The following is an 11,230-nucleotide window of genomic DNA, read 5'->3' as shown; positions in this document are numbered from 1 at the left end:
TGTTGGATGAGGATCTCTTGCCAAATGTTTAAGAATTTGTAATTCTACATCCATTGCCCTACTTTCCTTCCAGAGTTTTTTCTTTTCATCCTTTTATTCAGAATACTCGGAAAGTGACAGAAGAGGGTTAGTGCATTAAATTTTTCGACAATGCCCTGCTTCAAACTCAGCGATCGCCTCTTGAGCAAGCGCCTCTAATTTACCGTCTTCGATGTCTTGCTCTATCTGCTCGTCCCAGCGTTCGTAGTCTAAATCAAGAAACCATAGCCTCAATTTCTCAAACTCATTAGATGGCAACGAAAGGATTGCTGCTTCGATCTGCTCCAAATTTGACATAACCAGTTCTCTCCGTTCTTGAGCAAATTATAGCTTCACTAAAAGGGGCAGATAATACCTCTGCATTTTAAGCTACTGAGTTTCCTGCTAAACACCTTCTAAAACCTGTTAGTTAGATTTTAAAGTCTGCGATCGCTCCCCTATCCAATCTTGTAGAATCGGATTGACTAACTCTGGTGCTTCATCTTGCGGGCAATGTCCTACCCCTTCCAAAGGTATAAACTTTTCTACTGATGGGTAGTTACCTAACTCTCTACCTAGATGTACTGGTTCCCAAGGATCGGCTGTTCCCCATAAAATAATTGCCGGACAAGGTAGTATGGGCAGTAAGTCTTCTGGTAAAGGCCCTGTGGAATAAGAAGTGAATGCCAGAAACACAGCCACAGCACCGGGATCTTTTGCTGGCGCTGTCAGAATATCGACTAACTCATCTGTGACTGTCTCTGCATTGGCGTAAGCTTGCAGCAAAATTTTCCGCACTGTTTTTGGTTTGGCAACTTGATTAAAAAAGAATTGCCCAATTGGTTTGACAGATAATACACGTTGTAAAAGCGGCGCACCAACCCGACGAGTCCAAGGCAGAGTTTCGCGTTTGCGATCGTGTAGTAATCTCAAAGAACAGTTGATTAAGGCAACTCCCAAAGCAATATCTGGGTTACTGACTGCGGCTTGCATGGCTACAATACAGCCAATGGAATTCCCCACTAAAAAAGCTGGCTCACCAACGACTTCACGACAGAAGTCTGCTACTTGCTGTCCCCACAGTTCCAAGGTGTAAGCAATTTTTTCGCCTGGCTGAGGTTTCGCAGAACCACCGAAACCAAGTAAATCTATTGCATAAACACGACAAGTTTCTGCTAATACTGATATGTTTTTACGCCAATGCCACCATGAGGCTCCAAAGCCATGCACTAAAACAACGGCTGGCCCGGTAGTTCCTTGAGTTTGATAGCAAATTGGGAACCCCTGCCACATCCAAGTTTGTGCTGTAAATGCAGTTGTAGAAGTCTTCATCTGAATTTTTATTTATTAAATTTAATATTTTGTAACAATTTGGTAATTTATCTTAAATTGTAGAAGCATTTTGTAAAGATTGTACAAGCGATAAATTATGAAAAAAATAAAATAATAGCTATATTTACTTAAATACAAGTATAAATATTTAGTTAAATCGCTTAAGAATTTGATGAATAGGTACATGTGAAAATTACATACCAATAGATTAATGTAATAATTTTACCAACGGTTTAATATTCAGTAGTTTTACAATTTACGGTTTCTTCGTTCGTCTCTACAATCATTTGGTATCGAGCATCGGCGATAAGGTGGTTGGCACTAAAAAAATGACGCTAAATTTCACCTAAACTTTTGTTCCTAGTTCCTTCTGGTTGACGAAGATGACTACACTAGAAACAATTTATACTCCTGTTGGCGGCTATGCCCCAGATTTTGAACTGCCAGGAATTGACGAACGAGTACACCATCTCCGCCGTTATCTAGAAAAGTTCCGTGCAGTTGGCGTTATTTTTATATGTAACCACTGTCCTTATGTCAGCTTATATCTAGACAAGCTCAAAAAAATCCAAGGGGAATTTACAGGGAGCGGCTTTTCATTAATTGGGATGAATGGCTGTGATGCAAATAAATACCCTACAGAAAGCTTTGAAAATATGAAAGCTTTTGCCGAGCATCACCGGCTGAACTTTCCCTATCTCTGGGATTCTACTCAAGACGTAACAAGAAGTTTTGGGGCGATTAAAACTCCAATGGCTTTTTTAATAGATAGTCATGGTATGGTGCGTTATAAAGGGCAAATTGACAGTTACCCGCAAGCACCATCATCTGCGAAAGACGATTATTTGCGAAATGCGATCGCCGCTTTATTTAAAAGTCAAGCAATTAACCCGCAGGAAACAGAAGCAATAGGAACTACATTGATTTGGCGCAACTAGACATAGATAGTCATTGTGCTGCTATCTTAAATTGGAGGCAATTGCAACTTTTTCGATAAAGCGTAACTTCATGGGAACGAATTACCGACGGGTTTTACTTAAACTAAGCGGTGAAGCCTTAATGGGCAACATGGGCTATGGAATTGATCCAGAAGTGGTTAAGGAAATAGCACAAGAAGTAGCAGAGGTGATAGCCACTGGCGTTCAAATCGCCATAGTCGTTGGCGGCGGCAATATTTTTCGTGGCGTAAAAGCGGCATCGGCGGGGATGGATAGGGCAACCGCTGACTACATCGGCATGATTGCCACGGTAATGAATGCCATGACGCTGCAAGATTCGCTAGAACGAATAGGAGTCCAGACGCGCGTACAGACTGCGATCGCCATGCAAGAGTTAGCAGAACCGTATATTCGTCGTCGTGCCATCCGTCATCTTGAAAAAGGACGGGTGGTAATTTTTGGTGCTGGTTCCGGAAATCCCTTCTTTACCACTGACACGGCTGCGGCCTTAAGAGCCGCAGAAATTGATGCGGAAGCGATTTTTAAAGCCACCAAGGTAGACGGAGTATATGATGCTGACCCTCATATTTATCCTAACGCCAAACGTTTTACTAGCCTTACCTACGCTCACGTTTTGACTCATGATTTGCGAGTGATGGATAGTACTGCGATTGCCTTGTGTAAAGAAAACAATATCCCAATTCTTGTATTTGACTTAACGGTGCGAGGTAACATCCGCCGAGCAGTCATGGGAGAATCAATCGGCACCCTTGTGGGAGGTTCTTGTGAAATTAGCTGAAGCTGAGAGTACGATGCAAAAAACCGTTGAGTCAACTCAACGAGCATTTAATACGATTCGCACTGGTCGCGCCAATACCAGTTTATTAGATAAGGTGTTAGTGGATTATTATGGCTCACAAACACCCTTAAAATCACTGGCAAACATTAGCACACCAGATGCCACAACAATCCTAATTCAGCCTTACGATAAAGGCAGTTTAAATATTGTTGAGAAGGCGATTTCCCTTTCTGATGTGGGTTTAACGCCCAGTAATGACGGTTCGGTGATCCGGCTGAATATTCCGCCATTGACAAGCGATCGCCGTAAAGAATTAGTCAAACTTGCTGCTAAGTACGCTGAAGAAGGTCGTGTTGCTATTCGTAATATCCGCCGAGATGCCATAGACTCGATTCGCAAACAAGAAAAAGCCTCAGAAATCTCTGAAGATGAGGCAAAAGACCAACAAGATAAACTGCAAAAACTCACAGACAAATACACAGCTAAAGTCAACGAATTGTTGGCAGAAAAGGAAAAAGACATCACAACTGTCTAAAGTATGAAGTGTGAAGTGTGAAGTATGAACTTCTAGAATTCATAATTTCACTAAAAGTGTAAAAAATGAAGGATAAAAAAGGGTGCATCCACTTTCGGCAAATAGTTCGCGTGGTGTGCCAAGCGCAGCGCAAGCGCGATAGGCGGACTTTGTTTGTGTAGCCGCGATTTCTAATCGCCTGGTGTTTTTCTCCGTTTAACTCCCATCCTTTATAGGTGGAGTAATTTCATACTTCAGACTTCATACTTCAGCCTTATTTTGACAGCCGCATTTGCTAGTGTAGTGCTATCAGGGTTTATAGTTAGCCCAGCAGCCAGCTAGGCAAAAGAGGTTTAACATGGCTCATTTAGATATGCGTCGCCCTCAAAATACTAACGGCGATTTTTATGTAGATACTACCTGTATTGATTGTGATACCTGTCGCTGGATGAGTTCTGAAGTTTTTTCTCGTGTTGATGAACAGTCGGCAGTTTATCATCAACCAACAAATGAAGCGGAAAGATTAGCTGCACTTCAAGCACTTTTAGCTTGCCCTACAAGTTCTATTGGTACAGTTGAAAAACCTAAAGATATCAAACATGCTCAACAAACTTTTCCGATTTTGGTAGAAGAAAATATCTACCATTGTGGCTATCATTCGGAAAAATCTTACGGTGCTGCTAGTTATTTTATTCAATTACCAGCAGGTAATATTTTGGTTGATTCTCCCCGATTTACACCACCTTTAGTTAAGCGGCTAGAAGAGATGGGGGGAATTCATTATATGTATTTAACTCATCAAGATGATGTTGCTGATCATGAGAAATTCGCACAGCATTTTCAGTGCGATCGCATCCTCCACGCTGATGATATTTCTGGAAATACTCGTAATGTGGAAATCCAGCTAACAAATTTAGATCCATTTGTGCTAACTTCAGATTTATTAATTATTCCGGTTCCTGGACATACAAAAGGACACACAGTTTTACTCTACAAAAATAAGTTTTTGTTTACAGGCGACCATTTGGCTTGGTCAGAAAGTAGACACCAATTGGCTGCATTTCGTGGTTACTGCTGGTATTCTTGGTCAGAACAAATTAAATCAATGCGGAATTTGGCTAATTACTCTTTTGAGTGGGTGTTACCGGGTCATGGAAGGAGATTTCATGCAGATGTTGATACTATGAGTCAGCAAATGCACAAGTGTATTGAGTTGATGGAGAGTCTTTGATTCTAATTGGTTTAGATACCCGACTTCTTCAAGAAGTCGGGTATCTTGTTTATGACGAATAATTTAGGATGGCTACACAACCTAGATGCAGAAAGAGATACTCAATCCAACATTCAAATATTATCTATTTGTATTTTCATCTACGCTATCTGCGCTTCTTTTAGCGGTATCTGGGTAGACTGAACCCCATTGTTTTACCGCTTCTGCTGATTCTTTGGCAATTCTTTCAACTCGTTTACCAGGAGCATCTTCGGTTTTACGGGCTTCTCTATTCCATTCGCCTGTGGTTTTTGGTCTATCAGCATCATCCTGATGTACCACTCTATCAAGTTCTCTGGTTAGAGATTTGTTGCTACTACGGTCAGTATTAATGTTTGTGGTTAGCACTAAAAACCCAATTAGTACCACAGTCACAAGCTGCTTTACCTGAAGTCTATTAAGCAGGGAACTGACGTGAGAAAATGCTTTAGAAATCAAATTTATCATGACCAGAATGTACTCCGTTATCTTTATATTTTGGGAACTAATTGGCTGGCTTCAAGTACAAGTTAGTGATGAAATTTAGTCAAAATCTAACCTAATTTATGAGCCAAACAGCTTTTTCAATGACATATCAAGACTATCTGTAACAAAGGTAAGTATTCCTCTAGCAGAAGTCAGAGCTTGCTGATGACCAATAGACGCATATTTAATGCTGTACAATCCGAAGCATTAACTGCTTTGTTAAGCAAATCTATATCTGAAGTGCTAACGCTCTCAACTTAGAGTAACCTGATATTTTTATATGTTCGATTTTCCGGCTTGATAAATACTTCCCTTAACAGATGTTGTTGGTCGAAACTATAATCTGTGTGGGTTGAAGAGCCACCATCGTAGACAGGTCTTTTAAGGGGAGTGTTTGATAAGTCGGTATTGCCCTTGAAAGGCCAGAGGGTTAAGCTCCCATCGTATCCCGATTTCACTACCAAATTCTGTAAAAGCTAATCAAAATAACCATGACTGGGAGCCAAAAAAGTGCAAATCACTAAGCGTAATGTCGAGTTGAGAGTAGATGATAGCTTAATGCGGGTTTATGTTGCCTCTCCCAAAGCAGGGGGAACTTACCCAGGCATTTTGTTTTACAGTGATATCTATCAATTGGGTAGTCCAATGATTCGCTTAGTTAACTACCTAGCAGGATTTGGCTATGTAGTAGCCGCACCAGAAATTTTTCATCGCCTTGAACCAGTCGGTGCAGTCATTGAGCCGGATGATCTTGGGAGAATGCGGGGTAATGATGATGCGCGGCAAACGGCGATCGCAGAGTATGATGCAGATGGTCTTGCTGTCATCAATTTTCTGAAAGCAGAAATAGGTGTTGATCCGAATAAAATCGGCACTCTCGGCTTTTGTATTGGCGGACATTTATCTTTTCGCGCTGCTTTCCACAACGAAATTAAAGCCTCTGTCTGCTGCTACCCGACTGGTATCCCCAGTGGCAAACTTGGTAAAGGGATAGCCGATACTATCCATAGATTCAGTGAAATTAAAGGTGAAATGCTGCTCATACTTGGTACACTTGACCCTCACATCCCAGAAAGCGATCGCCTCACCTTAATTAAAACCCTTGAGGATGCTAGTATAACTCACGAAGTACTACTATATGAAGCAGAACATACCTTCATGCGCGACGACGGTTATCGTTACGACGCGGCTGCGGCTACTTCTGCTTGGGCTGAAATCATAACTTTTTTGGCAAGAATATTTGCACAGACATGATAGATGTGCGTCCCTGTGGTGAAGGGTGCGTACCCTCATTGGACTTCAGTAAGTCTATGTTATTGTTTCACCAGAAATATTAGGATGCTTTACGCAATGCCTCCATAACTGGGAGGCATTTATTTACTTTGTAATTGACTAGAAATCAATTCTTAATCCCTGTTGTGGCAATACCGCGAATAAACTGACGCTGACCAACCAAAAACAGTACCATGACTGGCACAGTTGCAATAGTAACGGCTGCCATCATCAAAGGCCAGTTATTTGTAAATTGCTCCTGAAACTCTGCCAACGCCAACTGTACAGTTCTTAATTCTGGGCGTGTGGTAAACACCAAAGGCTTAAATAAATCGTTCCATTCAGCAATAAATGTGAACAAAAACAACGTCACTAAAGCCGGACGGGCTAAAGGTAGCAGCACTCGCCACAACATTTGTAACCGATTCGCCCCGTCAATAATTGCTGCTTCTTCCAATTCTACAGGAATTGTTTGGAAATACTGACGTAACAGGAATATGCCAAAGCCATTGACAGCAGTTGGTAAAATCAGCGCCCCGTAGGTATTTATCAAGTTTCCCCACTTCAGAACCAAGAATATAGGTATGACTAACAACTGAAAAGGGATCACCAAGGTTGCTAAGACAACCAGTAGCAAGGCTTGTCTACCGCGAAATTTCAATCTAGCGAGAGCATAACCAGCTAACGCCGAAGTAATTAACTGAAATGCTGTGACGGCGATCGCTACTAAGGTAGAATTAGCAAATGCCAACAGGAACTTACCCCGCTGCCAAGCATCATGGTAGTTATCTAAAGACCAATTTTGAGGCACTATTGCTGGAGTAGTGCCTGGGGGAGCGAAAGATGTGATAAACACTACAAACAGCGGTAGTAAGACAATCAATGCGCCTAGTAGCAGCACCAATAAACTCACAATATCGCCAGATTTTAGGTTCCAGGTTGGTTTAGTCATAATTTAAGTTTGACGAGGACACAGGTACATCCCATAACTAAGGTTAAGGGATGATCACAAGAAAGATATTTTTTATCTATGACTAAATTCTTTTTCTGGAGACTGATGGCTCGAATATTGAGATGTTTCCCTGTTTGTATCACTATATCTCTATGCCTTTGCGTCTTCTTGCAGAAAGCATTTGTTTCTTTAGCACTAGAGTATCGCCCCCAGCAAAAGCTAATCTATTACATAGTGACTTGTTAAGTTAAATTAAACAACAGTGAAGATTACTCTAAATTCCTAGAGTAAATTAAACTTTAGTATCAAATGATTCATTTTACAGGAGTGAACATACCATGCAGCAGCTGGCAGCCGAATTAAAAATTGATTTCCAGAGCGAAACATACAAAGATGCCTACAGTCGCATTAATGCGATCGTTATTGAAGGTGAACAAGAAGCCTATGAAAATTACATCAAACTAGCCCAACTGCTGCCGGAAAATCACGATGAACTAATTCGCTTGTCAAAAATGGAAAGTCGCCACAAAAAAGGCTTTGAAGCTTGTGGGCGGAATTTAAATGTTGTGCCAGATTTGAAGTTTGCTCAAGAATTTTTTGCGCCTCTGCACGACAACTTCAAAAAAGCGGCAGATGAAGGTAAAGTTGTGACTTGCTTACTGATTCAATCTTTAATTATTGAATGTTTTGCGATCGCTGCTTACAACATTTATATTCCTGTTGCTGATGATTTTGCTCGCAAAATTACTGAAGGCGTAGTTAAAGATGAATACAGTCATTTGAATTTTGGTGAAGTTTGGCTAAAAGAACACTTTGAAACATCCAAAGCCGAACTCGAACAAGCCAACCGTCAAAATCTACCCATCGTTTGGAAAATGCTTAACCAAGTAGCAGACGATGCCCAAATTTTAGCAATGGAGAAAGACGCTTTAGTAGAAGACTTCATGATTCAATATGGCGAAGCTCTAAGTAACATTGGCTTCACAACCAGAGATATCATGCGCTTGTCAGCCTACGGACTTACAGCTGCTTAAAAAATTATGAAGGATGAAGTATGAAATTTAAACTTCAGACTTCACACTTCATACTTTATTGTATTTTTAAAGATAAGTATTGTTACTTACCTACTAAATTCCACGCTTTCGACGCAGCACACGTCTAATAAATCACTACATGTTTGGTCTAATTGGACATCTGACTAGTTTAGAACACGCTCAAGCGGTAGCTCAACAATTGGGATACCCAGAATATGCCGATCAAGGGCTAGATTTTTGGTGTAGCGCCCCGCCGCAAATTGTTGATCACATTAAAGTTACCAGTCTGACTGGAGAAACAATTGAAGGCAAGTACGTAGAATCCTGTTTTTTGCCGGAAATGCTGGCCAATCGTCGGATAAAGGCGGCAACACGCAAAATTCTCAACGCTATGGCTCATGCTCAAAAGCATGGTATAGATATCACAGCTTTAGGCGGTTTTTCATCAATTATTTTTGAAAACTTTAACTTGGAGCAGTTCAGTCAAGTCCGCAACATTAAATTAGAGTTTGAACGCTTCACTACAGGTAATACGCACACTGCCTATATTATCTGCCGGCAGGTAGAGGCAGCAGCAAAACAAGTAGGAATTGAACTGTCGAAAGCAACAGTTGCTATATGTGGCGCAACTGGGGATATTGGTAGTGCTGTGACACGCTGGCTAGAGTCCAAAACTGATGTCAAAGAAATTTTGCTCATCGCCCGTAATCAAGAACGCCTAAACAATTTACAAGACGAACTGGGGCGGGGAAAAATCATGGCTTTGAATGAGGCATTACCCGAAGCTGATATTGTAGTTTGGGTGGCAAGTATGCCTAAAGGCGTGGAAATTGACCCTAAAGCATTGAAGCAACCCTGTCTACTCATCGATGGTGGCTATCCCAAAAATCTAGCTACAAAAATTCAGCATCCTGGTGTTCACATACTCAATGGTGGCATTGTCGAACATTCTTTGGATATTGACTGGAAAATCATGCAAATCGTCAATATGGAAGTGCCAGAACGCCAGTTGTTTGCTTGTTTTGCCGAATCAATGCTGCTGGAATTCGAGAAGTTATATACGAACTTTTCTTGGGGGCGTAATCAGATTACCGTAGACAAAATGGAACAGATTGGTCAAGCATCAGTGAAACACGGCTTTAGACCACTACTGCTGAAGGATAAAGCGTGAAGGAAGTATGAAGTGTGAAGTATGAAGTGTGAAACTTTATCTTTTAGCCTAGCCTATGGGAAGCACCTTTGGGTCTACTACAGCCTTAATCCTTTAGCCTTCATTCTAGACACGTCAGCCTTCAGCCTTTATACTTCAGAATTTCCTTATCCTTAGTTTCTAATTTCTAAATATGGCTACCACCGAGCGTAAACCACTACTATTGGATTTTGAAAAGCCGTTAGCAGAACTATCCAACCGAATTGACCAAATTCGGCAACTAGCAGAAGAAAATGGTGTCGATGTATCTGGTGAAATTCGCAAACTAGAAGCACGCGCCACAAAACTGCGTGAGGAGATTTTTAGCACGCTATCCCCGGCTCAACGACTGCAAGTTGCGCGTCATCCCCGTCGCCCCAGTACTCTAGATTACATACAAGCGATTACTGATGAATGGATGGAGTTGCATGGTGATCGCTGTGGTGGTGATGATCCGGCTTTAATTGGTGGTGTGGCTCGTTTAGGCGGGCAACCAGTTGTTATGTTGGGTCATCAAAAAGGCCGCGACACCAAAGATAATATTGCTCGGAATTTCGGGATGGCTACCCCTGGCGGTTATCGCAAAGCCATGCGACTGATGGAACATGCTAATAAGTTTGGAATGCCAATCTTATCTTTTATCGACACCCCCGGAGCTTTGCCGACTGTAGTAGCCGAAAGACAAGGGGCGGGAGAAGCGATCGCCTATAATTTGCGAGAAATGTTTTCTCTAGATGTACCAATTATCTGCACCGTTATTGGTGAAGGTGGTTCTGGTGGCGCATTAGGCGTTGGTGTGGGCGATCGCCTGCTGATGTTTGAACACTCTGTCTATACTGTGGCTACACCTGAAGCCTGTGCCGCCATTTTGTGGAAAGATGCCAGTAAAGCTCCACAAGCAGCCGTCGCCTTAAAAATTATCTCCCACGATTTAAAAAACTTAGGAATTATCGACCAAATCTTGCCTGAACCAATTGGTGGCGCTCATTCTGACCCCCTGGAAGCCGCAACCATTCTCAAGCAAGCACTTTTAGATAACTTGGACGAACTCAAACAGTTAACATCTCCAGAAAGACGGCAACTGCGCTACGAAAAATTCCGCAAAATTGGTGTTTTTACAGAAATTGCCCACTAGGAAGTTCAAGACGAGCTATTAACTCAAGAGCAATGTTATAATTGCCTGTGGTTCTTAAAGATTTTTAACAATCTTTTCAGCCGCAGGCATTTGTATTTATAGTAAATCGGCTCAGTTAAATGAGAGATTTGTGTAGTATTTAGTCACTTACTGCAACTAAACAGCCTAAATTTCCAGATGAAAACTAATTTTCATAACTGGGACTCACTTAATGGGTAAAAATACCCATAATGACAATTCAATATAGCAATTGTCAAAAAAAATTATCGGAATTTAAGGTTAGTTTAATCTATCCAATCCGAAAGGCTTAAA

12 protein-coding genes are annotated in these 11,230 nt (G+C 41.4%); 8 read left to right on the top strand and 4 right to left on the bottom strand.

Going from position 1 to position 11,230, the window contains the following annotated elements; all coding sequences use genetic code 11:
* Positions 1–135: 135 nt before the first annotated feature.
* Positions 136–336, bottom strand: a complete 201-nt coding sequence (locus IQ259_RS20975) for a hypothetical protein (RefSeq protein ID WP_193887931.1) — start codon at positions 334–336, stop codon at positions 136–138.
* 108 nt (positions 337–444) lie between these two features.
* The gene (locus IQ259_RS20970; RefSeq protein ID WP_193887930.1) at positions 445–1,350 is read right to left on the bottom strand and encodes an alpha/beta fold hydrolase; all 906 of its coding nucleotides are present in this window, start codon (positions 1,348–1,350) and stop codon (positions 445–447) included.
* Between the two features lie 383 nt (positions 1,351–1,733).
* Here IQ259_RS20970 and IQ259_RS20965 point away from each other — a divergent pair, with 383 nt between their 5' ends.
* The 4 genes from IQ259_RS20965 to IQ259_RS20950 all read left to right on the top strand — a co-directional run bounded on the left by IQ259_RS20965 (position 1,734) and on the right by IQ259_RS20950 (position 4,832).
* The gene (locus IQ259_RS20965; protein WP_193887929.1) at positions 1,734–2,288 is read left to right on the top strand and encodes a thioredoxin family protein; all 555 of its coding nucleotides are present in this window, start codon (positions 1,734–1,736) and stop codon (positions 2,286–2,288) included.
* A 70-nt stretch (positions 2,289–2,358) separates the two neighbouring features.
* Positions 2,359–3,087, top strand: a complete 729-nt coding sequence (gene pyrH / locus IQ259_RS20960; protein WP_193887928.1) for a UMP kinase — start codon at positions 2,359–2,361, stop codon at positions 3,085–3,087.
* A complete protein-coding gene (gene frr / locus IQ259_RS20955; protein ID WP_193887927.1) occupies positions 3,074–3,622 on the top strand; it encodes a ribosome recycling factor in 549 nt (182 codons plus the stop codon). The genes pyrH and frr overlap by 14 nt, the downstream gene beginning before the upstream one ends.
* A 337-nt stretch (positions 3,623–3,959) precedes the next feature.
* A complete protein-coding gene (locus tag IQ259_RS20950) occupies positions 3,960–4,832 on the top strand; it encodes an MBL fold metallo-hydrolase (protein ID WP_193887926.1) in 873 nt (290 codons plus the stop codon).
* A 120-nt stretch (positions 4,833–4,952) separates the two neighbouring features.
* Here IQ259_RS20950 and IQ259_RS20945 read toward each other — a convergent pair whose 3' ends face one another.
* Entirely contained in the window at positions 4,953–5,246 is a 294-nt protein-coding gene (locus IQ259_RS20945) for a hypothetical protein (RefSeq protein WP_339383955.1), read from the bottom strand.
* A gap of 600 nt (positions 5,247–5,846) precedes the next feature.
* On the opposite strand from IQ259_RS20945, the gene IQ259_RS20940 reads away from it, so the two are divergent.
* Positions 5,847–6,590 carry a dienelactone hydrolase family protein gene (locus IQ259_RS20940; protein WP_193887924.1) on the top strand — a complete coding sequence of 248 codons (744 nt, stop codon included), beginning with the start codon at positions 5,847–5,849 and terminating at the stop codon, positions 6,588–6,590.
* A 145-nt stretch (positions 6,591–6,735) separates the two neighbouring features.
* Here IQ259_RS20940 and IQ259_RS20935 read toward each other — a convergent pair whose 3' ends face one another.
* The gene (locus IQ259_RS20935) at positions 6,736–7,560 is read right to left on the bottom strand and encodes a carbohydrate ABC transporter permease (protein WP_193887923.1); all 825 of its coding nucleotides are present in this window, start codon (positions 7,558–7,560) and stop codon (positions 6,736–6,738) included.
* 338 nt (positions 7,561–7,898) lie between these two features.
* Between IQ259_RS20935 and IQ259_RS20930 the strand changes: the two genes are divergently transcribed.
* From IQ259_RS20930 to IQ259_RS20920, 3 genes are all read left to right on the top strand, one after another.
* Positions 7,899–8,594 (top strand): aldehyde oxygenase (deformylating), encoded by a 696-nt coding sequence (locus tag IQ259_RS20930; RefSeq protein ID WP_193887922.1) that lies wholly within the window; start codon positions 7,899–7,901, stop codon positions 8,592–8,594.
* Between the two features lie 139 nt (positions 8,595–8,733).
* Complete coding sequence (locus IQ259_RS20925; RefSeq protein ID WP_193887921.1) at positions 8,734–9,765, top strand: long-chain acyl-[acyl-carrier-protein] reductase; 1,032 nt, start codon at positions 8,734–8,736, stop codon at positions 9,763–9,765.
* A 172-nt stretch (positions 9,766–9,937) separates the two neighbouring features.
* Entirely contained in the window at positions 9,938–10,918 is a 981-nt protein-coding gene (locus IQ259_RS20920) for an acetyl-CoA carboxylase carboxyltransferase subunit alpha (protein WP_193887920.1), read from the top strand.
* The last annotated feature ends 312 nt before the right edge of the window (positions 10,919–11,230 follow it).

It is taken from the genome of Fortiea sp. LEGE XX443 (assembly GCF_015206815.1).
GTDB lineage: Bacteria > Cyanobacteriota > Cyanobacteriia > Cyanobacteriales > Nostocaceae > Nostoc_B.
The sequence above is the reverse complement of the archived record's forward strand: the minus strand, read 5'-3'. Positions and strand labels throughout refer to the sequence as shown.